23 protein-coding genes and 1 pseudogene are annotated in these 23519 nt (G+C 70.7%); 16 read left to right on the top strand and 8 right to left on the bottom strand.

Annotated elements, in window-relative coordinates:
* Window positions 1-25 precede the first annotated feature (25 nt).
* Entirely contained in the window at window positions 26-565 is a 540-nt protein-coding gene (locus ACRB68_RS27665; RefSeq protein ID WP_153537235.1) for a DinB family protein, read from the top strand.
* Between the two features lie 197 nt (window positions 566-762).
* On the opposite strand, the gene ACRB68_RS27660 is transcribed toward ACRB68_RS27665, so the two are convergent.
* Window positions 763-1239, bottom strand: a complete 477-nt coding sequence (locus ACRB68_RS27660) for a MarR family winged helix-turn-helix transcriptional regulator (RefSeq protein WP_194293462.1) — start codon at window positions 1237-1239, stop codon at window positions 763-765.
* A 112-nt stretch (window positions 1240-1351) separates the two neighbouring features.
* Here ACRB68_RS27660 and ACRB68_RS27655 point away from each other — a divergent pair, with 112 nt between their 5' ends.
* The 8 genes and pseudogenes from ACRB68_RS27655 (at window position 1352) to ACRB68_RS27615 (ending at window position 10371) form a co-directional block, all read left to right on the top strand.
* Complete coding sequence (locus ACRB68_RS27655; protein WP_194293461.1) at window positions 1352-1738, top strand: hypothetical protein; 387 nt, start codon at window positions 1352-1354, stop codon at window positions 1736-1738.
* An 866-nt stretch (window positions 1739-2604) separates the two neighbouring features.
* Entirely contained in the window at window positions 2605-2976 is a 372-nt protein-coding gene (locus ACRB68_RS27645; protein ID WP_153537229.1) for a hypothetical protein, read from the top strand.
* A 1369-nt stretch (window positions 2977-4345) separates the two neighbouring features.
* On the top strand, window positions 4346-5710 hold the full coding sequence (locus ACRB68_RS27640) for an HNH endonuclease signature motif containing protein (protein WP_153537227.1): 1365 nt from the start codon (window positions 4346-4348) through the stop codon (window positions 5708-5710).
* Window positions 5711-5859: 149 nt separating this feature from the next.
* A pseudogene (locus ACRB68_RS41585) lies at window positions 5860-6146 on the top strand (transposase); the annotation flags it as partial.
* A 12-nt stretch (window positions 6147-6158) separates the two neighbouring features.
* Window positions 6159-6383 carry a GNAT family N-acetyltransferase gene (locus tag ACRB68_RS41580; protein ID WP_235960300.1) on the top strand — a complete coding sequence of 75 codons (225 nt, stop codon included), beginning with the start codon at window positions 6159-6161 and terminating at the stop codon, window positions 6381-6383.
* 187 nt (window positions 6384-6570) lie between these two features.
* A complete protein-coding gene (locus ACRB68_RS42975; protein WP_456356038.1) occupies window positions 6571-7071 on the top strand; it encodes a cold-shock protein in 501 nt (166 codons plus the stop codon).
* A 424-nt stretch (window positions 7072-7495) separates the two neighbouring features.
* Window positions 7496-9178, top strand: a complete 1683-nt coding sequence (locus ACRB68_RS27620) for a hypothetical protein (RefSeq protein ID WP_153537223.1) — start codon at window positions 7496-7498, stop codon at window positions 9176-9178.
* A gap of 318 nt (window positions 9179-9496) precedes the next feature.
* Window positions 9497-10371, top strand: a protein-coding gene (locus tag ACRB68_RS27615; protein WP_407924309.1) for an IS5 family transposase whose coding sequence is annotated in 2 segments (ribosomal slippage) — window positions 9497-9887 and window positions 9887-10371 — 876 coding nt in all. Because the reading frame shifts where the segments join, the coding sequence is not laid out codon by codon here.
* Between the two features lie 111 nt (window positions 10372-10482).
* On the opposite strand, the gene ACRB68_RS27610 is transcribed toward ACRB68_RS27615, so the two are convergent.
* From ACRB68_RS27610 to ACRB68_RS27595, 4 genes are all read right to left on the bottom strand, one after another.
* A complete protein-coding gene (locus ACRB68_RS27610; RefSeq protein WP_328594908.1) occupies window positions 10483-10821 on the bottom strand; it encodes a VOC family protein in 339 nt (112 codons plus the stop codon).
* A gap of 814 nt (window positions 10822-11635) precedes the next feature.
* Window positions 11636-11815, bottom strand: a complete 180-nt coding sequence (locus tag ACRB68_RS27605) for a DUF397 domain-containing protein (protein WP_153537222.1) — start codon at window positions 11813-11815, stop codon at window positions 11636-11638.
* Window positions 11812-12657, bottom strand: coding sequence for a helix-turn-helix domain-containing protein (locus tag ACRB68_RS27600; protein ID WP_153537220.1), 846 nt, complete (start codon window positions 12655-12657; stop codon window positions 11812-11814). The genes ACRB68_RS27605 and ACRB68_RS27600 overlap by 4 nt, the downstream gene beginning before the upstream one ends.
* A gap of 60 nt (window positions 12658-12717) precedes the next feature.
* On the bottom strand, window positions 12718-13317 hold the full coding sequence (locus ACRB68_RS27595) for a TetR/AcrR family transcriptional regulator (protein WP_153537218.1): 600 nt from the start codon (window positions 13315-13317) through the stop codon (window positions 12718-12720).
* A gap of 46 nt (window positions 13318-13363) precedes the next feature.
* On the opposite strand from ACRB68_RS27595, the gene ACRB68_RS27590 reads away from it, so the two are divergent.
* The 3 genes from ACRB68_RS27590 (at window position 13364) to ACRB68_RS27580 (ending at window position 15632) form a co-directional block, all read left to right on the top strand.
* Complete coding sequence (locus ACRB68_RS27590; RefSeq protein WP_153537216.1) at window positions 13364-13903, top strand: GNAT family N-acetyltransferase; 540 nt, start codon at window positions 13364-13366, stop codon at window positions 13901-13903.
* A gap of 269 nt (window positions 13904-14172) precedes the next feature.
* Window positions 14173-14859: an ABC transporter ATP-binding protein gene (locus ACRB68_RS27585; RefSeq protein ID WP_153537214.1), complete on the top strand. Its 687-nt coding sequence runs from the start codon at window positions 14173-14175 to the stop codon at window positions 14857-14859.
* The gene (locus ACRB68_RS27580) at window positions 14856-15632 is read left to right on the top strand and encodes an ABC transporter permease (protein WP_153537212.1); all 777 of its coding nucleotides are present in this window, start codon (window positions 14856-14858) and stop codon (window positions 15630-15632) included. The genes ACRB68_RS27585 and ACRB68_RS27580 overlap by 4 nt, the downstream gene beginning before the upstream one ends.
* A 4-nt stretch (window positions 15633-15636) precedes the next feature.
* On the opposite strand, the gene ACRB68_RS27575 is transcribed toward ACRB68_RS27580, so the two are convergent.
* A complete protein-coding gene (locus ACRB68_RS27575; protein WP_207709830.1) occupies window positions 15637-16896 on the bottom strand; it encodes an MFS transporter in 1260 nt (419 codons plus the stop codon).
* Window positions 16897-16977: 81 nt separating this feature from the next.
* On the opposite strand from ACRB68_RS27575, the gene ACRB68_RS27570 reads away from it, so the two are divergent.
* Window positions 16978-17499: a CGNR zinc finger domain-containing protein gene (locus ACRB68_RS27570; RefSeq protein WP_153537210.1), complete on the top strand. Its 522-nt coding sequence runs from the start codon at window positions 16978-16980 to the stop codon at window positions 17497-17499.
* Here ACRB68_RS27570 and ACRB68_RS27565 read toward each other — a convergent pair.
* Window positions 17490-18695 carry a Tm-1-like ATP-binding domain-containing protein gene (locus ACRB68_RS27565; protein ID WP_153537208.1) on the bottom strand — a complete coding sequence of 402 codons (1206 nt, stop codon included), beginning with the start codon at window positions 18693-18695 and terminating at the stop codon, window positions 17490-17492. The two genes, ACRB68_RS27570 and ACRB68_RS27565, sit on opposite strands and share 10 nt — an antisense overlap.
* 135 nt (window positions 18696-18830) lie before the next feature.
* Here ACRB68_RS27565 and ACRB68_RS27560 point away from each other — a divergent pair, with 135 nt between their 5' ends.
* Complete coding sequence (locus ACRB68_RS27560) at window positions 18831-19598, top strand: sulfite exporter TauE/SafE family protein (RefSeq protein ID WP_153537206.1); 768 nt, start codon at window positions 18831-18833, stop codon at window positions 19596-19598.
* On the opposite strand, the gene ACRB68_RS27555 is transcribed toward ACRB68_RS27560, so the two are convergent.
* Complete coding sequence (locus ACRB68_RS27555) at window positions 19595-21121, bottom strand: glycoside hydrolase family 15 protein (RefSeq protein WP_194293459.1); 1527 nt, start codon at window positions 21119-21121, stop codon at window positions 19595-19597. The genes ACRB68_RS27560 and ACRB68_RS27555 overlap by 4 nt on opposite strands.
* Window positions 21122-21384: 263 nt before the next feature.
* On the opposite strand from ACRB68_RS27555, the gene sucC reads away from it, so the two are divergent.
* Together sucC and sucD are read left to right on the top strand one after the other, a co-directional pair.
* Window positions 21385-22563, top strand: coding sequence for an ADP-forming succinate--CoA ligase subunit beta (sucC, locus tag ACRB68_RS27550; RefSeq protein ID WP_328594854.1), 1179 nt, complete (start codon window positions 21385-21387; stop codon window positions 22561-22563).
* 2 nt (window positions 22564-22565) lie between these two features.
* Window positions 22566-23453: a succinate--CoA ligase subunit alpha gene (gene sucD / locus ACRB68_RS27545; protein WP_153537204.1), complete on the top strand. Its 888-nt coding sequence runs from the start codon at window positions 22566-22568 to the stop codon at window positions 23451-23453.
* Window positions 23454-23519 lie beyond the last annotated feature (66 nt).

Raw genomic sequence — 23519 nt, 5'->3', positions numbered from 1 at the left:
GCCGCCCGCCGGTACGCTGCCGCGCATGAGCGACACCGACGAGCAGGGCCGCCCCGAACCGCCGCCGGCGGGCGACGAGACCGCCACGCTGCTGGGCTTCCTGGACTTCCAGCGCGCCACGCTGGCCTGGAAGTGCGGCGGCCTGGACGCCGCCGGGCTGCGCGCGACCGTCGGCGCCTCGTCGATGACCCTCGGCGGGATGCTCAAGCATCTGGCCTACGTGGAGGACGAGTGGTTCACCCAGCGGTTCCGCGGCGAGGGGATGCCGTCCTCGTGGCAGGAGGTGGACTGGCGGACCGACCCCGACTGGGACTGGCGGTCCGCGGCCGACGACAGCCCCGAGGAGCTGTTCGCGCTGTGGCGGGAGGCGGCCGACCGCTCCCGCGCGGTGGTCGGCGCGGCCTTGAGCGACGGCGGCCTGGAGCAACTGGCCCGCTGGAGCTGGCCGGACGGGCAGGTGCCGAGCCTGCGCTGGATCCTGTGCCACATGATCGAGGAGTACGCCCGCCACAACGGGCACGCCGACCTCCTCCGGGAAGCCGTGGACGGCCAGACCGGCGAGTGACGGGCGGACTGGCGATGGGGGGCCGGACCGGTGATGGGGGGGCCGGGCCGGTGAGTGGCGGGCGGAGCGGTGGTGGGGGGCCGGACCGGTGAGTGGCGGGCGGACCGGTGATGGGGGCCGAACCGGCGAATGACGCCGGACCGGTGATGGAGGGGCGGACCGGTGAATGACACCGGACCGGCGAGTGACGGCCGCGCCTACTCCAGGCCGGTGATGAGTTCCCACAGCGCGGAGCGGCAGTGCTGCGCGCGCTGGTGGCCGACCTGTTCGACCAGTTCCCGGTCGATGGCGTCGGCGCACCGCTGGGCCGTGGTCGCGGCGGCCAGGCCGGCCGGGGTGAAGTCGACGATCCTCGCCCGCGCGTCCTGGGGGTCCGGCAGGCGGGACAGGTAGCCGAGTCTGACCAGCTCCTCGACGAGGGGCCCCACCGTCTGCTTCGTGGAGCCGAGGCGCTCGGCGATCCGGGTGATCCGGGCCGGGCCCTGCTCGATCGCGGCGAAGATCCGCAGGTGGGTGGGCCGCACGTCGGTGATGCCCGCCTCCGCCAGGCCCTCCTGCACGCGGTGGGTGACGAGGGCGGCGAGCCTGCGCGCGAGCGCGCCGATGCGCGAGTCGGGCCCCACCGCGCTGTCGGCGAGCGTGTCCGGCCCGGGGACGGGAGGAGTCGTTGACATGTTAGTCAGGTCACCGTACCATCTCGGAAAATTAGTCAGGTCACCGTACCAATCGGGAGCCGGGGGCGCCATCGCGCCGCCTCCGCCGGTGGCCGTTTCCGCAGATGAGCAGATGAACGGTGATGACATGAAGGCCATGGACCAGGCCGCGCCGCCCCGGCCCCCGGCATGGACCGCCCGCGCCCGGCAGACCGCCGCCTGGCTGCTGCTCCTCTCCGCGGTCACCCACGTCCTCCAGGTCCCGGTCTACGGCACCGAGGGCAACGTCCTGGGAGCGGCGGGGTTCGGCGTCGTCTACGCCGTCCTCGGAACCGGCCTGCTGCGCGGCTGGCCGGGGGCACTGCCCGCGTCCATCGTGCTGCCGGCGATCGGAGGGACCCTGGGCGTCCTGCGCTTCCTGTTCCTGCACAACAACCCGTTCAGCGTCTGGCACGTGGTGCTGGACCTGGTGATCGTGCCGCTGGCGATCGCCTGCTACCTCAAGGGCCGGGCCGGCTGACGAGGGCGGCCGCACGGCATCCGCTTCGCTCTATGGGGTCCAGATGCTCTTGAGCGGTGTTCCAGGTGCTTTTGAGCGATGTTCCAGGTGCTCTTGAGAGGTATCGTGCCGCCATGGCGTTGATCAGAAAGGCCGATGCCGCGTAGACGGCCATCGCAGGTGCGGGCCTCCACCCGTCGCCGTGCCCCCAGAGTCATCGGAGTCCCCGCCCGGCGCGCGCCCGGTCTGCCTTCGGGGTCGGCGGGCCTGATCTCGGCACTCGCCAGGGTCGAGCAGGAACGCCTCTGGCCGGGGGCGATCGCACAGGCGTTGCGTCGATGGGCGTGGTTTGCCCGCGACCCTGATGGCCCCCAAGTAGGGGCGTGCGGTTGCCCGCTGTGCGACCCGTTCTTCCTCGATGACGGACGCCAGACCCTCCAGACCGCCTTGCACGCCTTGCCTCGGCGCGCTGCGAGGGAGTTGAGGGAGATGATCCGGCCGCTCGACGAGCTCTACATGGCGCGGACGAGCCCGGATCCGTTCGCCGATCTGAACCGGTCGTGGTGGCTGCGCCGATACCGCGACTGAGCGGTGGTGGCCAGGAGAGAGGGCAGCGCTGGGACTTGATGGTTTCGAGGAGGGGGCGCAAGTGCGGGGCGGGGGGCAGGTGCGGGGCCAGGGCGGCGAGGCGGGGCCACACTCCGGCTCCGGCCCAGTCCGCAGCCGCCGCCAGCAGGTGATCACGGAGCGGCCAAACCATCCAGCCGGCACGTCCGCCCAGGCCACTCCCACGCGCCGACCACCAGGCACAAGGTCGCTGTTCACTTCCGGAAGAGTGGCAGAGCAAAGCGATTGAGGTGGGCGAACTGGTCCGTCACTCTCGTCTGATGAGCCACAGCACCGCACCCGGCACCTGGGACGGCACCTGGGACCGACCCTGGTATCGCGTCCATACGGAGCAGTTCGAGGCGGCGTTCTTGCCGGGCGCCGGAGAAGATCCCGAGATGGTGGACAACGTCGATGTCTTCGTGGACCTCAAAGACGGCTCCAAATGGAGCGCGACCAGCATCACCCTCGCCCAGGTCGAGATCCTCATGAAGCGATGGGCCGCCAGCGGGGAAGCCCTCGGAGGCCGCTACTTCTGGGTCTCGGACGGACTCATCGTCCGTGACGCCGGTGTCAGTAGCATGACCCGGGTTCTCATCGGCCTGATTGAAAACGACGAGTTCACGCGCATCCTCCAACGCCTCGACGACTGAAGATCTCCCGGCAGCCATTCTTCGTTCTGAAACGACTAGCAAGTGTCTGTTTGTTGTGCCAGGAACCCTGGGGTGGGTGACATGGCTGGCGGTCGTGAGTTGGTCGGCTGGGCGTAGCGCTGTTGGCAGAGCGCTTGCGATGAGGCTTTGGATGGTGGCCGTTGAAAGCGCTCGCCGGGGATGGTGAGGGTTGGGGCCGGGAAGCTTGGATGGCCGCTTGCTGCACCTTGGCGCCCGGGCTTGCCAGGTTGGGCTTCGCTTTTGTGAGTCTGCGGGGCTGCGTGCTGGGCTGCCGGCGGCTGCGCGGCTGCGGCTGGCGGTTGGGCGGAAGAGGCCGCTGTCGAGTGCGCATACTGCGGTTTTTGGCTGGTGACCCCTAAGACTCGGCGAGGGCGGTGGGGGTTGGGGGCGGAGTGCTTGGGGGCCGCTTGTTGCATCTTGGTGCTCGGGCTTGCCGGGTTGGTGGTCGGCCGTCGCGGTCATGGTGAGTTTGGGGAGCGCGGCGCTTTGTGGAGTGAGGGAAAGCCAGCCTGCGGCGCGGTGGTTGGGCTGGGTGGGTTGGGCTTCGCTTTTGTGAGGCTGCGGGTTTTGCGAGCTGGGCATCTGGTGGCTGTGCGGCTGCGGCTGGTGGTTGGGTGGAAGCGGCCGCTGTCGAGTGCGCATACTGCGGTTTTTGGCTGGTGACCCCTAAGACTCAGCGAGGGCGGTGAGGGTTGGGGGGCGAGGTGCGTGGGTGGCCGCTTGCTGCATCTTGGCTTGCTGGGCCGGCCAGTGGCTAGGCGGTGCGGTCATATTGCGCATTGGCGACACGACGCATTGCGAAGATATGGAAAAGCCAGCCTGCGGCGCGCTGGCCGGGTTGGGTGGGTTGGGCTTCGCTTTTGGGGAGCTTCGAGGCTTGCGCGCTGCGCGGCTGCGGCGGGTGGTTGGCGGGAGTGGTCGGAGTAGTCGCTGTCGAGTGCGCATGCTGCGGTTTTTGGCCGGTGGCCCTTAAGACTCAGCGAGGGTGGTGAGGGTTGGGGGCGGGGTGCTTGGGTGGCCGCTTGTTGCACCTTGGCGCTCGGGCTTGCCTGGCTGGCCGGTGGTTGGCCGTCGCGTTCATGGTGCGCATTGCTGGCGCGGCGCATTGCGAAGAGAGGGAAAAGATAGCCTGCGGCGCGGTGCGGTGGCTGGGCTTGGTGGGTCGAGTTCCGCTTTTCGTCGGGGAAGCGGGGGCGGGTTCGCTGGGCACATGGTCGATGCGTCTGGCCGCATTGGATAAAGCCGACAAATTGCCGATGGTAAAGAATGGTTTCGCGGGTGGCGCTTGATTGTGGACGATCTTCGCTGGATTTAGAATAGTGGGGAGAAGGGAAGGGGGTGGGCGGGAATGGCTTCTCTGGCCGAGGTCAAGGCGTTTCGTGGTGAGGAGCGGGAGTGGGAGGACCGTTCGTGGTTCCCGCCCGGTCCGCAGTTGGCGGTGTGCCTGTCGGGCGATAAGAACCGGCTGGCCGACCTGAGTGATGCGGAGTTGTGTGAGCGGATGGCCGCGGCGCGGCGCCAGGCTTCCTGGGCGCAGGCGCAGGAGCTCGCGGCGATCGCCGAGCTCGCCGCCCGCCGCCACGCCCAGGACGAGCACCACGATCCCGACTACCGGGTGTTGTCGGCGCGCGAGTCGCTGTTGGAGGAGGTCTCGGTCGCGCTGGCGGTGACCGGGAACGCCGCGGCGACGCTGGTGCACCTGGCCGAACGCCTCACCCACCAGCTTCCCGGAACCCAGGAGGCACTGCAGGCCGGGCGGATCGACCTGGCCAAGGCCCGCGCCATCAGCGACGCCACCGACCACCTGCCCGACTCGCTGTGCGCCCGCGTCGAAGACACCGTGCTGGACGGGGTGGAGGAGCGCACGACGGGTCAGCTGCGCGGCAAGATCAAGCGCCTGGTGCGCCGCCTGGCGCCTGCGGAGCTCGAGGAGCAGACCCGCAAGACGGTCAAAGGGCGGCGGTTGGAGTTGTGGGAGAGCGGCCACGGCGCCGCCGGCCTGGCCCTGATCGACATCCCCGCCGACGACGCCACAGCCGTCCACAACAAGCTCACCGCTGTCGCGCACGGCCTCAAACAGGACGGCGACGCCCGGCTGATCGACCAGATCCGCGCCGACCTGGCCCTGCAACTCCTGCGCGGCATCCCGCTTCCCGAGGCCCTCCACGCTCCCCCGGTGGATGCGGAGCCTCCGGCCTCGACGCCCGCCGTCCCGGACACGTCCGAAGAGATCGGTGACTCGGTCGCCGAGATGGTCGGCCACGCCGCACAGCGCAGGCTGGAAGAACTGCGCGCGCACGTGGAGTTCCACGGGCGACTGGCCGACCTGCCCCGCCTCGCCGCACGCACCGTCCAAGACCTGCACGAACGGCTGGCCCCGCTGCGCGACACCACCTGCGGGCACGGCAAGCCCGGCTACCGGCCACCCGCCGCGCTGCGGCGCCAGATCGAAGCCCGGCACGCGACCTGTGTGTTCCCCACCTGCAACCGGCGCTCCGAACACTGCGACATCGACCACACCACGCCTTACGGCACACGCGGCACCACCTGCGGATGCAACCTCGCACCGCTGTGCCGACGCCACCACCGGACCAAGCAGACAACCCGGACCAACGAGACAACCGGATGGCGCCTGTTCCAGCCCTGGCCCGGCGTCCTCATCTGGATCACCCCCGCCGGAACCTGGCACATCACCCTCCCCAGCAGGCAGTGAGCGTTTTCAACCTGGTGGGAGCAGTCTGCGATCACCGGTTGGACCCCGGCCATCGGTCTGGCGCTGAACGCGGTGAACTCCTAGGTCGTGTCCGGCAGATCTTGGTGTTTGGCTGAGGTCGATCTGTTGGCTGGGTTGTGAAGGTGAGCATGGTGCGTCGTCATGAGCTCACTGATGCCGCGTGGTTGCGGATCGGGCCTCTTCTTCCTGGTCAGCCGCGTCAGGGTGCCCGTTGGCTGGATCATCGGACGGTGTTGAACGGGATCCTGTGGAGCCGGCGACGGGTGCGCCGTGGCGGGATCTGCCGGAGCGGTATGGCAACTGGAAGTCGGTCTACGAGCGCTACCGCGGGTGGGCGGCCGATGGGACGATCGGCCGGCTCGACTGGACCGTCAGCGTGGGTTCCACGATCGTGCGGGCGCATCAGCACGCTGCGGTCTCCGAACTCATGGTCGACAAGAAGTACAGCGGGCGCGGCATCGGCCACGCCCTGCGCGAAGATCTCCTCGCCCCCCGCCAAGAGGAACGGGCCACGCTGCTCGTGCGGCCGGACAACACTGCGACCGCCGCCTACACCGGCTGGGGCTGGAAACAGCAAGGACAACTGCGCCCCGACGCCCCGCTCTTCAACGTACTGATGCTGAAACTGTCCCTCCAGCCAGGGCGATCCTGAACACCACAATCGTGCGGTATTGAAGCTGTCGGATGGGCCAGCAGGCGATGAGGCGGCCGGTGTGGTCGAGCCAGATGCGGCTGTGGTCGGGGGTGACGGTCAGGTCGTAGCGGTCGCGACCGGGACGGCCGCAGGCCGGCCACCACCGGTAGGCGCTCTCGAGTTCGTCCCACAGGTTCCGGTCGTCGTGCTGGACGACGTCGTAGTCCGCGGCGCCGGCGGCGTGCACGGTGGAGGCCCAGCCGTTGCCGGATTTGTTCCAGGTAGTGGCCGTGGCCAGGCCGGGGATGTGCGCGGCCAGGGCGAGCTGTGCGTCGCCATCAGCGACGCGGATTTCTGCGCGTCGGCTTCGTCCTCGAACGGCATCCAGCTATCAGCGGCCGAGGGCACGTCAGCGGTTAGTGCAATACCTCGGAGGGGCAAGGGTGCTGTGATTGGGGTTGATTATCACCCCCTTGGAGAGATCGGCGACAGCGTGAGCAACCGACAGACCGGCACTGTGAAGTTCTTCAACGATGAGAAGGGGTTCGGCTTCATCGCCCCTGACGGTGGGGGCGAGGACCTGTTCGTCCACTTCAAGGCCATCGAGGTTGACGGCTTCAAGGCCCTCAAGGAGGGGCAGAAGGTGTCCTTTGTCGCCGAACAAGGCCAAAAGGGCATGCAGGCCGCGCAGGTCCGTCCCGAATAGCTTTTGTAGCGTGGTCGCGCCTGCGGGTTCCGCTCGGGCGCGACTACACGAACCAGCCGGCATCCCCCGGGCAGGTGGCGCTCGAACATCGATGGCACAGGACGCTTAGCGCCAACCGCTGTCCTTTTGTAGAGGCCGTTGCCGGGGCAGCATCGAGATCTTTGGGTTCACAGCCCGACATGCCGCAAAACCGAATATTCATGCGATATGGGGTGGTTCGGGCTCGCCCGACACGCCTTCATGCCACGGCTGAAGTGCTTCGAGATGGAGACCAGATGACGGCGAACACCAGCACGTGGCAAGCATCTGTCGAGGGCGGGCAGGAGCGCTTGGACCGATGGCGGCGGATGCTGGCGGGAGCGCCGGCTGTCGCGTCACGTCGGCGGCAGCGGCGCCAGAACCCGGAAACGAATGTGGCGACAGGGTGTGGCTGCACACTGCGGCGCGCGCGGAGACGGGGCGGGAGCTGACCGAGTGGGAGCAGTCGTTCCTGGCGCCGCTGGTCGGTGTGCTGGGGGAGGGCGAGGTGTGGGCGCTGGGTCAGGCCTACCGTGAGCAGCGGGATGCGGGCACGGTGGCGCTGGTGCCGCAGGCGGTCGTGCGGCGTGGCCTCGACGAGCCGTTCACGCCCGAGGACGTCGCTGAGCGCATCCGGGCCGTCGGGGAACTGGCGGCCGACCAGCCCAACGTCGCGTGGGTCAACCGCACCCGCCTGCTGGCGGGGGAGCAGTTGGAGACAGATGCGTTCAGCGAAGCAGCCGATGCCTACGGCTACGGCCTGACCCTGTTCAACGGCGCCCAGTTCGGTACCGCTGCTCAGGAACAGACAGCTGGCAGCGCGCCCACGGATGAGGCGGCATCCAACACGCCGTTCAGGGCGAAGCTGGAGTGGGCCGGGTTCCGCTGCCGCCAGGCGGCCGGCGACCAGTGGGGCGGACGGGACGAGATCTACTGGACCGCGGCCTGTCAGTCCCACAACTACAAGTTCCACACGCGCACCGGCGAGACCCGCCAGGTGTCCGGCAACAACGACTACCCCATCCCCGGCGAACACGGCACCGGGAGGATGGCGTTCTTCGACGCCGGTTTCACCGGCAATCTCAGCGCCTTGATGATCACGTGCTGGGAGGCCGACCAGTCCAACGACGCGTGGTACACCGCGCTCGGGAAGGCGCTCGGGGACGCCGTCGACTCGCTGAGCCTGGTCGACTTCGCGCTGAACTTCGTCCCCGGTGCGGACATGCTCGGCTACATGATCGTCGCGATGGACCTCCTGGCGACGTTCTGGGAAGCCCTGCGCAACCACGACGACATGGTCCTCACCCGCGGCTTCGCCCTCAACCGATCGGACCTGAAGGCGCTGTATTACACCGAAGGCCAGCGCATGACCTTGCAGTTCAATGCGCGCTCCTCGGGGATGGGCCACTTCGCCCTGCACGTGAAGTACACGGGCGAGACCCCTCCGGGACCTCCTCCGGAGGGGAGCTTCCAGTTCCTCGCCACCGGCTGGACCGGGCTGCTCGGCTCCTCTTTCACCCGCGATCTCGACGCCGCCTGCCTCGCTCCGGGCAGCCCTACGGACGTCTACCTGTTCCAAGGAGATCAGTACGTCCGCTACGACTGCCGCAGCGAGGACATCGGCTACGGCACCAAGAAGCTCTCCGACGGCTGGCCTGGTCTGAGGGGCACGAACTTCACCCGCGACCTCGACGCCGCCTGCCTCATTCCGGGCAGTACGACCCACGTCTACCTGTTCAAAGGCGACCAGTACGTCAACTACGACTGCCGCAACGAGCGGGCCGGCATCGGCAGGCTCTCCGACGGCTGGCCTGGCCTGAGGGGCACGAACTTCACCAGCGACCTCGAGGCCGCCTGCAGCGTCCCCGGCAGCTCCACCGACGTCTACCTGTTCAAAGGCGACAAGTACGTGCGCTACGACTGCCGCAACGAACGGATCCGCAACGGCGTCCAGAACATCATCACCGGCTGGCCGCGACTGGCCGACACCGAGTTCGCCTATAACCTCCAGGCCGGCTGCGCCGGCCCCGGCAGCGGAAAGGACGTCTACCTGTTCAAGGGCGAGCGTTACGTGCGATACACCATCTGACATGCCCCTCCCATGTGGTCCGTCCCCGCGTGGTGCAACGGCGGCGGGCCACAAAGCAGTAGAACCAACAGTGCGCCGCAGGCACGGCCGGCGCGCTGCCGCCCGGGGCCAGCTCACGCGGGGACAGACGGACGGGCGCCGGCCACCGGGACAGCACCCCGCCGCTGATGAACGGGCCCCGAGTGCCGGGCGAGGAATCGGGGCCGCACGAGTGTGCCGCCGGGAGGCGCGCACCCCCCAGTGCAAAGCGCCCGGCCCAGGAGAGGTCACGCCGGACACACCCTAGGTGTGTTGTCCCGGAAGTAGATCTTGTGTCCTGTGGCACGTGGAGATCTGACGGATGCGCAGTGGGCCCGGCTGGAGTCGTTGTTGCCGATGGGCGCGAAGCCGGGCCGGTCGCCGATCTGGGCCAGGCGGAGGCTGGTCGCCGGCATACGGTGGCGGACGCGAACCGGGACGCCGTGGCGGGATGTGCCGGAGCGGTACGGGCCCTGGGGTCGGATGTACGACCTGTTCCGACGCTGGCAGCGGGACGGCACCTGGCAACGGATCCTCGCCGAGCTGCAGGCCCAGGTTGACGCGAAGCAGCTGATCACCTGGGACATCAACGTCGACTCCACCGTCTGCCGGGCTCACCAGCATGCCGCCGGGGCGCGGAAAAGGGGGGCCTGCGGGTCGAATCGCCCGGTGGTGTCGCCACCGAGCCGGACGACCACGGGCACGGACGCTCGCGTGGCGGCCTGACCACCAAGCTGCACCTGGCCGTCGAGCAGGGCCAGAAACCCATGTCGATCGTGATCACGGCCGGGCAGCGTGGCGATTCCCCGCAGTTTGAACCCGTCCTGAAGAAGATCCGCGTGCGTCGCCTGGGGCCGGCCAGAGCACGCACCACGCCGAACCGAGTACGTGCCGACAAGGCGTACGCCTTCCGCAAGGACCGCTCCTACCTGCGCAGACACGGCATCCAGTGCACCATCCCGGACAAGGCCGACCAGGCCCGCAAGCGAAGGAAACTTGGCTTCTGCGGCGGCCGTCCACCGAAGTTCGTCCTGGGGGGCTACAAGGCTCGGAACGCAGTCGAGTGCGGCATCAATCGCCTCAAGGGACATCGTGCCGTGGCCACGAGGTACGACGAACTCGCGGTCGGATACGAGGCAACCGTCCTGGTGGCGGCCATCAACGAGTGGCTGTGACCAGCACATTCGACGCCATGCCCTCTCCGAGGCGGCCAGCAGCTGATGAACAGCTCGCCCAAGCCTGAGCGCTATGGCATCTGACGGGGGGTTCCTGTCACGCCGACGATGTCAGGAAGACGTCAGGCAGAAGGGGTGACCAGCCGGATCCAGGAGGACCCGCCAGCGTCCGTCGCCGGGCTGATGGTCTGGTTTGGTCGCGCCGAGTTCCAGCGCCAGCTCTTCCATCGCATCGAGGTCGTCAGCGCGGAAATCCAGGTGGAACTGTTGTGGCACGTCCTGACCCGGCCACTGCGGAGCCCGGTATCCGTCAACCCGCTGGAATCCCAGATCACAGCCGGAGCCGTTCGTCAGAGCGACGAACTCGCCCGTACTGAAGAGCTCGCGCATCCCGGTCAGTGCACCGTAGAAGCCCGCCAGCGTCTGCGGGTCGGCACAGTCCAAAGTCACCCCTCGCAGCTCAGCACCTGGCACTATTCGCCCCTTCGCGTCCGCGAATCCGTCTCCGTGAGCCGCCGCTGCACGCGATCCCCGGCCCACAGCCACACCGTACTCGCCACATCCACCGCTGAAGTAGCGGTTTATTCCTGCCTCAGAACAACGGGGCTGTGACCGGCGCTTTCGATACACGCCCTAGCGGACGGGTTGAACGACCCAGCACAACCTGTCATCACCAGGGGCTTTGGATTGGGCGTGGTTTGCCCGATGTGCGCCCCGTCCTTCTTCGATGACGACCGGCAGACCCTCCAGATCGCTCTGGACGTCTTGCCTCGGCGCGCTGCGAGGGAGTTGCGGGAGCTGGTCCGGCCGCTCGACACCAGAGGCTTCGGACGGCGCGGTTTGCCCGCGCTCCTGTCGGTCCGCTGGTGGGTGAGGGCGGTTGTCCGATGTGCGACCTGTCCTCCCTCGGTGACGATCCTCAGCTCCTCCAGCCCTGACGTTTTGCCTCGGCGTGCTGTGCGGGAGTTGCGGGAGCTGGTTCGGTCGCTCGACACCAGAGGCTTCGGACTGGGCCTGGTTTGCCCGCGCCCCTACTGATCCGCTGGTGGGTGAGGGCGGTTGTCCGATGTGCGACCCGTCCTCCCTCGGTGACGACCCTCAGCCCCTCCAGCCCTGAACGTCTTGCCCCGGCGCGTTACGCGGGAGTTGCGGGAGATGATCCGGCCGCTCGATGAGCTCTAGCTGACGCGGACGAGCCCTGATCCGTTCGCCGACCTGGATCAGCCGTGGTGGCTGCGCCGATGCCGTAACTGAGCGGCAGTGGTCAGCGCTGGGTCTTGATGGTTTCGAGGAGGGTGCGCCAGGTGTGGGGAGCCAGATCGAGGCGGGGGCCTTCGGGGTCGGTCGAGTCGCGGACGGCGATGGCCTCGTCAAGGCCGCGGACCTCGACGCAGGAGCTTGGGTCGCTGCCACTGCTGTAGGTGCTCTTACGCCACGTGTTCATATTTCTGATCGTAGTCGCTGGATTAGCGTCCGTGAGTCGACCTCGTCCAAGGCAAGCGAATTGAGTTCGGTGAAGACGCGAGCGAAGCCTCGGACCTCATCTCCGTCCTCGACATACGACATACCTCGATGGTCCTCGATCATCACGACGGTCAACTTGCCTACGGTGCCGATCTCCAGCATGGTGAAGGGGCCGAGGAGACCCGGGTGGAAATCGATGCCCAAGGGAAGCGTCCGTAGGTTGACGTTCGTTCGCTCGGATACGGTGATGAGGTGATCGAGCTGTCCTTGCATCGTGGTGGATCCGCCTGCCATCTGCCGCAAGGCCGCCTCGCTGATGATCACATCCAGTTGTGGCGCATGAGGCTTATGGATCACGCTTTGGCGGGCCAAGCGTACTTTGAGTGCACCGCGCGCGATTGAAGGCGTCGCGTCGCGGAAAACGGCTTGTGCGTACATCGGGGTCTGGAGCAGGCCAGGGATGATCAGAGTTTCGTAGGTGCGGATGTGCCTGGCGTCGTCCTCCAGGGAGATGAAGTCCATGTGCTCCGGCGACAGCACTCCTGTGTAGCTGCGCCACCAGCCCTTTTTCCTGCCATCGCGGGCCAGCTCGAGCATGGCCTCCTTGAAGGCTCCCTCGGGCTGGTTGCACTGGCGGAGGATGAAGTCCAGCTCGCGCGGCCGGATCTCGCAGAGGCCGTTCTCCAGGTGGCTGATCGAACTGGGCGACCGGTCGAGGAGAATGGACGCTCTTCGCTGGGACAGGCCGGCCTCGATCCGCAGCCGCCGGAGCTCCATGCCGATGCGCCGTAGCCGGGCCGAAGGCGCAGGGGGAGAGGCCATGGCAACAGTCTGAGCACATGTGTGAACGCTGCGCTACTGATCACGAGAAACGCTGAATGTTCAGCGTTCCGGGGTTATGAAGTAGCGGCTCAGGAGGTCGTCCAGCAGGGCGATCTGCCGTTCTGGCGGAAAGCGGACCGTATCAAACAAAGCCTGGACAACCAGGCCATGCGTGAAGGCCGCGACCGTCGCCACGATGTCGTCCACATCGGCATCGGCCGGCAGTTCCCCCCGCTCCCGCGCCGCCTCGGCATGCACCCGCAAGCGCCCGCGCCAGCGCTCGTACCGGGCCGTCTCCCGTGTCCCCAGGTCCGGATCGCCGAGCGCCCCGTCCCAGGAGCTCACCCAGACGCGGTTCATCGCCGCCGAGACCTCGGTGAGCGGCAGGACGTCCAGCAGTGCCGCGCGCAGTGCCGCCGCTCCCGGGGCCGCCGGGGTGCGGCGGGCGAGGGCCTCGGTGTGTTCGTCCGCGAGGTCCAGGGCGTGCGTGAGCAGCGCCTTCTTGTTCGGGAAGTAGTGCGTGAGCAGGCCGGTGGACGCGCCCATCTCGGCGGCGACGGCGCGCAGGGTCAGGCCGTCGAAGCCGCGGGACGCCAGGACGCGCCAGACGGCCGCCGACACGTCGCGGCGGCGGGCCTCATGATCACCTCGGGCGGGCATGCCGCTATGGTACGTAACGAACGTTTGGTATGTATGGGGAGGTCCTATGTTCTCGCTCGCACTGGGGGAAGGCGCCGAACTCCGTCCGCTGGAGCCCTGGCACGCCGCGGAGTTCGCCGCGCACGCCGACCGGGTGCGGCGGATCCTGATGCCGTGGATCCCGTGGGCCAGGACCGTGGTCGACGAGGCGTCGGCCCGCGAGTACCTGCAGAACTACGCCGACCGGCAGGCCCGTGACGAGGGCCGCCTCTACGGCATCTGGGTGGACGGCGTCCTCGCCGGCGGCGTCCTGTTCCGCGTCTTCAACACCGCGCTCGGCGTCTGCGAGGTCGGGGTCTGGCTGGACGAGGCCCACCAGGGCCGCGGCCTGGTCACCACGGCCGTCCGCCACATGATCGACTGGGCGGTGCGGGAGCGGGGTATGGCCCGGGTGGAGTGGCGCTGCGACCCCCGCAACGCGCCGAGCGTCGCGACCGCCAAGCGCCTCGGCTTCGTCCACGAGGGCACCCTCCGGTCGGCGTTCGTCATGGACGGCGAGCGCCGCGACGAGCAGGTCTGGGCCCTCCTCGCCGACGAATGGTCATGAATTCCGCGAACCCGCCGGTTACCGGCGGCACGCTGCGGACGGCACCGAGTGACCCGGCCGAATACTGACGGACCCCGTTGTTACCCTCCCCGCACAGTGGAGACAGGTCAGAGCGCTCATCCGAGCCCGCTGCTCAAGGGGGGCGGGTCAAAGTAAGTTCCCGGACGCAGTCCCGGAGCTGAAATCAATCCCAGTGTCCCCGCCCCCCTCCACTGGGGACCTGCGGCAGGTGCGTGGTTGCATAGGCGTACAGGAGAGCGATCAGGAGGATGCTCACGACCGGCGAGACGGTGTTCGGGCTGGAGCGGGTGACGGTGCAGCGCGGTGGCGCGCTGCTGCTGGACGACGTGAGCTGCCGGATCCCGGCACGGTCCTGCACTGCGCTGGTCGGGCCGTCGGGTGCGGGCAAGTCGACGCTGCTGCGGCTGCTGAACCGGCTGGAGGAACCGAGCGATGGCGTGGTGCGCCTGCACGGGCGGCCGCTGCCGGAGTTGGACGTCCTCGCGGTGCGGCGCCGCGTCGGCCTGGTGGGCCAGCAGCCGGTCCTGCTCACCGACCGGATCCTGGACGACCTGCGCGTCGGCCGCCCGGACCTGGACGCCGAACAGGCCGCCGGGCTGCTGGAGCGGGTCGGGTTGCCGCCGGGCATGCTGGAGCGCGCCACGGCCGGGCTGTCGGGCGGGGAGGCGCAGCGCGTCTGCCTGGCCCGGGCGCTGGCGGTCGGTCCCGAGGTGCTGCTGCTGGACGAGCCCACCTCCGCGCTCGACGCGGTCAGCGCCAAGGCCGTCGAGACGGCCGTGCGCGACCTGGTCGCCGCCGGCACCACGGCCGTGCTGGTCAGCCACAACACCGCGCAGGCCCGCCGCATCGCCGGCCACGCCCTGGTCCTGGACCACGGGCGGCTGACCGCAGCGGGCGCGATCGACCGGATCGCCTACCTGGACGAAGGACCATGAACCCCGCCGTCCCCACCTGGGCGGGGGTGGGCGCCTCGCTCGTCCTGGTCGCCGTCGCGGTCGCGGTGGCCTGGCGGCAGCAGCTGCACCTGGCGCGCGAGATCGCCGTGGCCGCGCTGCGCGCCGGTATCCAGCTGGCCGCGGTCGGCGCGGTGCTGCTGCTGGTGCTGCGGCACACCGGCCTGGCGGGCGCTGCCGGGTGGCTGGTGGTGATGGTTCTGATCGCCGGGCGGGTCGCCGGCCGCCGCGCCGCCGGCCTGCCCCGGGCGCTGCCGGTGGCCACCGCCGCGATCGCCGCCGGCACGGCCGCGACGCTGGGCGTCCTGCTGGCCCTCGGGGTGGTCTCCGCGCAGGCGCGGGTGGTGATCCCGGTGGGCGGCATGGTCGTCTCCGGCGCGATGCAGGCCACCGCCCTGGTGCTGACCCGGCTGCGCGAGGAGGTCCGCACCGCCCGCCCGGCGATCGAGGCCCGCCTCGCCCTCGGCCTGAGCTCGGCCGACGCCTTCGCCCCGCACCTGCGCACCACCGTGCGCACCGCGCTCATCCCGGTGGTCGACGCCACCAGGACCGTCGGCCTGATCAGCCTGCCCGGCGCGATGACCGGCCTCATCCTGGCCGGCGTCGACCCCCTCACCGCCATCCGCTACCAGATCGTGGTGATGTACATGCTGCTCGCCGCGGCGGCCCTGGCCGCCCTCATCGCGGCCCGCTTGGCCGAACGCGCCCTCTTCGACGACGCCCACCGCCTCCGCCCGGCCGACGCGGACGGCTAGGCCGTCACCGCCTTCCGTGCCCTTCGGTCGCTGGATCGTGATGCGCGGGCACAGACCGGGCGGACGGGGCGGGGGACAGGACCGCGGCCAGTAGCGGCGTCAGGGCCGCGAAGGCCCAGACAGCCGGCCAGGACGCCGCGTCGAGGAGGGCCGGGACGGCCAGCGGGGTGACGAAGGCCGCCGCGAAGATCGTGGTGCCCTCCAGGCCGAGGGCCGCGCCCGCCCGGTCCGCGCCCGCCATGACGGCGATCTCGGTGTAGGCGACGCCGTGCCAGGCGTTGGCCAGCAGCCCGCCGAGGGCGAGCGCGGCGGCGGTCAGGGGCAGCGGCGCGTGGGTCAGCACCGCGGCGGCGGCCATGGCCAGGGCCGTGAGCAGGCCGATCACGCGGATGCAGGTGCGGCGGTCGGCGCCGCGGTCGGTGCGGCGGCCCGTCCAGATCCGGGCCGCGCCGCCGCCCAGCTGCGCGACCAGGACGACGCCCGCCGCCACGGCGCCCCCCACGCCGCGCGCGTCGTGCAGGAAGACGGCGGTGAACGACAGCACCGCGAACTGCGGGACGGTCAGCAGCCCGCTGGCCAGCGCGAGCCGCCACACCTTCCAGCGGCGCAGCGGAGAGGGGCCCGGCTCCGGCGCGGCGGCTGCGGCGGGGGCGTCCGGCGCGTGCAGCCACCAGGCCACCGAAAGGGCGCTGAGCAGGCAGAACGCCGCGAGTGTCGCGTACGCCGGCCGGAATCCCCAGGTGGTGGCCAGGACGGGCAGCAGGGCCACGCCGACCGCGCCGCCCGCCGGGATGGCGGTCTGCCGGATGCTCATCGCCAGCCCGCGCTGCCCGTCGGTGAACCAGGTCATGACCGCGCGGCCGGACGACCCGTTGACGCTCCCGCCGAGCGCCCCCGCCACGAGCAGGCAGGCCGCCAGGGTCGCGGTCCCGGCCCCGGCCGATGGGACGGCGACGGCGGCCATCCCCAGCAGCAGCGCGCCGGTCGACACCAGCCCCGTCAGCAGGATGCGCCGGTCGCCGAACCGGTCGGTCAGCAGGCCCCACACGATGTCGGACACCGCGGTCCCGAGCCCGAGGCAGCCGAGCACCAGCCCGAGCGCCGCCGTGGACAGGCGGTAGTCCGCGCGCATCACCACCGCGGTGACCGGGAGGCCGGAGAACATCGCCGAGAAGCTCGCCTGCGCCCCCACGCCGACGGCCAGCACCGTCCAGCGGTGCCGTGGGCCGAAGCGCCGTGCCGGGATCGTCATCGTCATCGCCATGGACCCTCCAAGTAACCGGCTGGAATGGTTAGCAGGGTGGCACGGCATGAAATAACCCGTCAAGCCGGTTACTATTGGCCCATGAAGTTCACCTTCGTCAGCGGCAACGTCGGCCTCGACCTGGCCGGCACGGTCGGGCACCGGCGCGGCGCGCGCATCGACCTGCTCCCGGCGCCGGCCGACCTGGCCCGCTGGACGGTCGCCGCGGGCCTGCTCGACGACGAACCCCCGGTGACCATGGAGGACCTGGCCGGCGCGAAGGCCCTGCGCGAGGCGATCTACCGCCTCGCCACCGGCGACTCCTTCGACCCGGCCGACCTCGGCACGCTCAACCGGGCCGCCGTCCCCGCGCTACCCGCCGTCGCCCTCACCGAGGACGGCCCCGTCCGCTCCGGCGACCTGCCCGCCGCCCTGTCCGCCGCCGCCCGTGCCGCGATCGACCTGCTCGGCGGCCCCGAGGCGGCCCTGATTCGCGAGTGCGAGGCGTCCCCCTGCACCCGGCTGTTCGTCGACACCTCACAGCGCCGCACCCGCCGCTGGTGCGACATGCGCGGCTGCGGCAACCGCGCCAAGGCCGCCGCGTTCCGCGCCCGTCATGCCTGACGGGCCATCGCGTGCAGACGGGCGGCCATCGCCTGGCCGAAGGCCGGGTCGTTGACGTCGGTGTCCAGTTCGCGGATCTCGACGGCGGATCCGTCCAGGCCTGAGCGGACGGCGTCGAACAGCGCCGCGTCGGCCGCCGGGCAGTGGTACGGCCCGCCCGGTGAGCCCAGCGACGACAAGCCGCGTAGTGGCAGGTAGAGGGCGGTCGGCCCGGTGGCGGCGCGCAGTCTCGCGGCGACCAGGCGGCCCAGTTCCGCGCACTCGGCCGGGGTGGTGCGCACGACCATCACCGACGGGTTGTGCATGTGGACGTGCCGGTTCCGCAGGCGCTCGGGCACCGACGGCCCGAACTTGCCCATGTCCAGGCCCCCGAGGCCGACCACCTGCGGAACGCCCGCCCGGCCCGCGGACGTCAGGCGCTCTGGCCCGGCCTGGCCGACGCCGCCCAGCAGGCCCGTGGAGACCTCCAGCAGCGTCGCATCCAGCACCCCCACGAGCAGGCCGCTCGCCGCCATCGCCTCGAACGACCGCCCGCCGGCCCCGCTCGCGTGGAAGACCAGCACCTCGTAGCCGAGGGCGGACAGGTGGCCGCGCGCCGCGTCCACGCCCCCGGTGGTGATGCCCGCCATCGTCGCGCCGATCACCGGCCGCTCGGCGGGCGCCTCCCGCCCCGCCGCGTAACCGGCGGCCATGCCCGCGACGGCGTCGGCGGCGTTGGCGAGGACGCGCGCGGAGACGCGGTTGATGCCCGCGATGTCCACCACGCTGTACATGAGCGTCACGTCGTGGCCGCCGACGTAGGGGGAGACGTCGCCCGAGGCCATGCTGGACACCATCAGCTTCGGCACGCCGACCGGCAGCGCCCGCATCGCCGCGGTCGACAGGGCCGTGTTGCCGCTGCCGCCGACCGACAGCACCCCGTGCAGGCGGCCCCGCGCGTGCAGGCGGGTCAGCACCGCGGCGGCACCGCGCGCCATCGCGGCGACGGCGGCGCCCCGGTCGGCGACGGCGGCCAGATCGAGCCCGGCGGCGCGGGCGACCTCCTCGCGCGGGACGTCGGGGACGACGCGCGGCGCGTCCAGGGTGCCGGTGTCCACCAGGACGACGTCGGCGCCGAGCGCGCGCAGCCGGTCGCGCAGCCAGCCGTACTCGGTGCCCTTGGTGTCGAGCGTCCCGATGAGCACCACGAAGGCCATGCCCTTCACCCTTCGGCGGGCACGGGGTGCGGGCAAGGTGACGGCCGGGTGGCTCCTGGGGGAGAGCGGCCTTTCCCCGGGGCGGTAGGGTCACGCGCGACAAGTTGTTTGACTCCTTACCCCCCGGGAGCCGCCTTGCAGGTCGAGCATGTGGTGCTGTTGCTGGTGGCCGCCGCGGCCGCGGGCTGGGTGGACGCGGTGGTCGGCGGCGGCGGGCTGATCCAGCTCCCCGCGCTGCTCCTGCTCAACCCCGGGCAGCCGGTCGCGGCCGCGCTCGCCACCAACAAGCTCGCCGCCGTCGCGGGCACGTCCTCGGCGGCCGTCGCCTACCTGCGCAAGGCCAAGCCCGACCTGAAGGTCGCGCTGCCCGCCGGTGGCCTGGCGGTGGTGTTCGCCGCGGTCGGCGCGCTCTGCGCCGCCGCGATCTCCGCCGCCGTGCTCAAGCCGCTGATCATGGTGGTGCTGCTCGGCGTCGCGGCGATCGTGGTGTTCAAGCCGGGCCTCGGCCGCACACCCCGGCTGGTGCTGCGCACCCGCCGCCGGCTCGCCGCCGCCGTGCTCGTGCCGGGCCTGGCCATCGCCTTCTACGACGGCCTGGTCGGCCCGGGCACCGGGACGTTCCTGGTGCTGGCCTTCACCGGCCTGCTCGGCGCCGACTTCGTCAACGCCTCGGCCAACGCAAAGATCATCAACACCGGGACCAACCTCGGCGCGCTGGCGGTGTTCGCCGCGCAGGGCCACGTGCTGTGGGCGATCGGGCTCGGCATGGCGGCCTGCAACGTCGTCGGCGCGCAGCTCGGCGCCCGGATGGCGATCAGCCGCGGCGCCGGGTTCGTCCGGGCCGTCCTGCTGTGCGTGGTGACGGCGATGGTGGCCAAGCTCGGCTGGGAGCAGTTCGGCTAGACGCCGGGGACCGGCAGCGGGCGCTCCAGGGCGGCCAGGCTCAGCACCACCAGCGACGCCGTCCAGCCGAGCGGCGCCACCGCGGCCGGGCGGCCGTTCTCGTCCACCTTCTCGGGCAGCGCGCCGAGCGTCGTGCGGTGCCCGGCGAGCCAGTCCAGGCGCCCCACCGCCTCCCGCGTCCGCCCCGACGCCGCCGCGGACAGCGTGAACAGGGCCATCTCCGGCGTCCAGGCGACCTTCTGGTTGCCCGACCAGCGCTCGCCCGGCAGCACCCCGCCGTTCGGCAGCGCGAGCCGGCCCGCGGCCCGCGTCACCGCCGCGGTGACGGACGGGTCGGCGGGCGCGAACGGCGGCGTCAGGAACGTCACCGAGGTGTCCATCAGCCCGCCCCGGACCGGCGAGCGCGGGTAGCCGAACGGGGCGAAACGCCGCGTCACCGCGTCCGACAGCGTCCGCGCGGCGTCCTGCCAGTGCGCGCTCTCGCCGCCGTGCCCGGTCTCGCGCGCGTACGCGCTGGCGGCGCGCAGCCCCGCCAGCGCCGGCCCGACGACACCGAGCGTCGCCCGGTCCGGGGCCTCCTCGCTGGACGGCTTGCGCTCCCAGTAGTCCGACGACGGCGGCGGCAGCCCGTCCGGCCCGAGCGAGGCGGCGAGCCGGCCCGCCGCCCGCCGGACCATCGGCCACAGTTCCGGCATCTCGGCCGCCGCGTCCGGGTCCAGCTCGTGGAAGAGCCAGGCCGCCCACAGCACCCAGCCGAGCGAGTCGAGCTGCGGCGCGCGGCCGTCGGCGACGGCGGTCCCGTCGGGCTTGTAACGCGCGGCCCACATGCCGTTGGGATGCTGCACCCGGGCCAGGAACCCCAGGACGCGGCGGGCCTCGACGCGGTGCTTCGTCACGGTGAAGGCGGCGGCGGCGAAGGCCGAGTCGCGCGGCCACGAATACCGCCACAGCCCGTACCAGGACGCCAGCGACGCCCCGTTGGGCTGCGTCAGCAACCGCAGGTCGAGCAGCGCGCGCGCTGCCATGTCCCGGTACTGCTGGTTCGACTGCGTGACGACCTTCTTCGGCGGCCGCGTCGCGGGAGAGCCCAGCTGCGCGGGCGGCCGCGGCGGCGTCACCACGTTCTCGGGCAGCACCGGCAGCCGCAGGCCCGGGACGCTCCCGCGCGCCAGCCACGCGGCGTCGGCCTCCGCCGCCGCACCGACGCGCGGGTCGGACGCCGCCACCGTGATCGGCGTATCGCCGCCGAACGGGATCAGCCGCACCCGCCCGTCGCCGAGCCGCACCACCGAGCTGTCGGGCAGGTAGACCGCGCCCGCCGCGTCCGCCGGATCGAGCGGCGCCGAGGCGAACGGCCACCCACCGCCGCCGACCAGCCCGGGACTGGCCCATTCCGGCCGTCCGCGCCGGGGCATGTTGACCGCGCCGAACGTCGTCAGGAGCACGGCGACCAGCACGAACACTGTGATCCGCCGCACCGCGCGCGGCCCGTCCGCCGCGCGCCGGCCCCCGCCGACGCCCACCGTCGCCTGCCCCCCATCGCCCCAAAAGCGTTACGGGGCGCCACTAAACCGAATAAAACCCTCCAAGCGGAACGGTATCCACAGAGTCGCCCTACCCCGTCCACGGCCCGCGCCCACACCCGACCCGGCCCCGGCGGCATGACCATGGAACTGGGAGGACTAGGCTGCGTCGACGGAGCGGACCGCAGAGTGGCGGCCACACGGAAAGACCCGTGTCCCCCCACTCGAGTGGTCATTGGCTGTCAATCCGTTAAGGACGCCTCGTGGACCTGTTCGAACATCAGGCGAAGGAACTCTTCGCCGAGTACGGGGTACCGGTGCCTACCGGCAAGGTCGCCCATACTCCCCAGGAAGCCCGGGCCATCGCGGAGGAACTCTTCGCCGCTGGTAGCCGGAAGGTCGTCGTGAAGGCCCAGGTGAAGACCGGGGGCCGCGGCAAGGCGGGCGGCGTCAAGCTGGCCGACGACGCCGCCGAGGCCGAAGCGCTCGCGAACCAGATCCTCGGCATGGACATCAAGGGCCACACGGTCCACAAGGTCCTGATCGAGGAAGGCAGCGCGATCGCGCAGGAGTACTACTTCTCCTTCCTGCTGGACCGGGCCAACCGCACCTTCCTCTCCATCTGCTCCGTCGAGGGCGGCGTGGAGATCGAGGAGGTGCCGCACGACCGGCTGGCCCTCGTGCCCGTCTCGCCGCTGCAGGGCATCGACCGGGCCACCGCCCGCTCGATCGCCGAGCAGGGCCGCCTCCCCGAGGAGGCGCTGGACGGCGCGGCCGAGCTGATCGAGCGCCTGTGGGCGGTCTTCACCGACGAGGACGCCACCCTCGTCGAGGTGAACCCGCTGATCCTCACCGCCGACGGCGAGGTCAAGGCGCTGGACGGCAAGGTCACCCTGGACGACAACGCGTCGTTCCGCCAGGAGCACGACAAGCTCGAGGACAAGGCCAGCGCCGACCCGCTGGAGGCGGCGGCCAAGGCCAAGGACCTCAACTACGTCAAGCTCGACGGCAGCGTCGGCATCATCGGTAACGGCGCGGGCCTGGTCATGTCCACCCTGGACGTGGTCTCCTACGCCGGCGAGGAGTTCGGCGGCCAGAAGCCGGCCAACTTCCTCGACATCGGCGGCGGCGCGTCCGCCGAGGTCATGGCCGACAGCCTGGAGATCGTGCTGTCGGACGCGGACGTGAAGTCGGTGTTCGTCAACGTCTTCGGCGGCATCACCGCCTGCGACGCGGTCGCCAACGGCATCGTGTCCGCCTACAAGCTGCTCGGCGACCGCGGCGAGACCGTGAACCGGCCGCTGGTGGTCCGCCTGGACGGCAACAACGCCGAACTGGGGCGGCAGATCCTGACCGACGCGGCGCTGCCCGGCGTCCAGCAGGTCGACACCATGGACGACGCGGCCAAGCGCGCCGCCGAACTCGCTGCGGCAGGTGCATGAGCATGGCCATCTGGCTCACGGAGAACAGCAAGATCATCGTGCAGGGCATGACCGGCTCGGAGGGCATGAAGCACTCCCGCCGCATGCTCGCCTCCGGCGCGCAGGTCGTCGGCGGCGTGAACGCCCGCAAGGCCGGTCAGTCCGTCGACTTCGACGGCACCAGCCTGCCGGTGTTCGGCACCGTCAAGGAGGCCATGGAGCAGACCGGCGCGGACGTGTCGGTCGTGTTCGTGCCGCCGAAGTTCACCAAGGACGCCGTCGTCGAGGCCGTCGACGCCGAGATCCCGCTCTGCGTCGTCATCACCGAGGGCATCCCGGTGCACGACACCGCCTACTTCTGGGCGTACGCGGGCGACAAGGGCAACAAGACCCGGATCATCGGGCCGAACTGCCCCGGCATCGCGTCCCCGGGCAAGTCCAACGCCGGCATCATCCCGGCCGACATCACCTCGCCCGGCCGCATCGGCCTGGTGTCGAAGTCGGGCACGCTCACGTACCAGATGATGTACGAGCTGCGCGACATCGGCTTCTCCACCTGCGTCGGCATCGGCGGCGACCCGATCATCGGGACCACGCACATCGACGCGCTGCAGGCGTTCCAGGACGACCCCGAGACCGACGCGATCGTGATGATCGGTGAGATCGGCGGTGACGCCGAGGAGCGTGCCGCGGCCTACATCGAGCAGCACGTGACCAAGCCGGTCGTCGGCTACGTCGCCGGGTTCACCGCGCCCGAGGGCAAGACGATGGGCCACGCCGGCGCCATCGTGTCCGGCTCGGCCGGCACCGCCCAGGCGAAGAAGGAGGCGCTGGAGAAGGTCGGCGTGCGCGTCGGCAAGACCCCCAGCGAGACCGCCCGCCTCATGCGGGACATCATGAAGAACCTCTGACGGTCCGCCTGAAAAGACGCCCGCACCGCCCCTTTCGGGGTGGCGCGGGCGTCTTTCGCGTTCGGC

This window comes from Actinomadura macrotermitis, assembly GCF_009604375.1.
Classification (GTDB): domain Bacteria; phylum Actinomycetota; class Actinomycetes; order Streptosporangiales; family Streptosporangiaceae; genus Spirillospora; species Spirillospora macrotermitis.
Note: the sequence above shows the minus strand (reverse complement) of the source record. Positions and strands in the feature narration are given on the sequence as shown.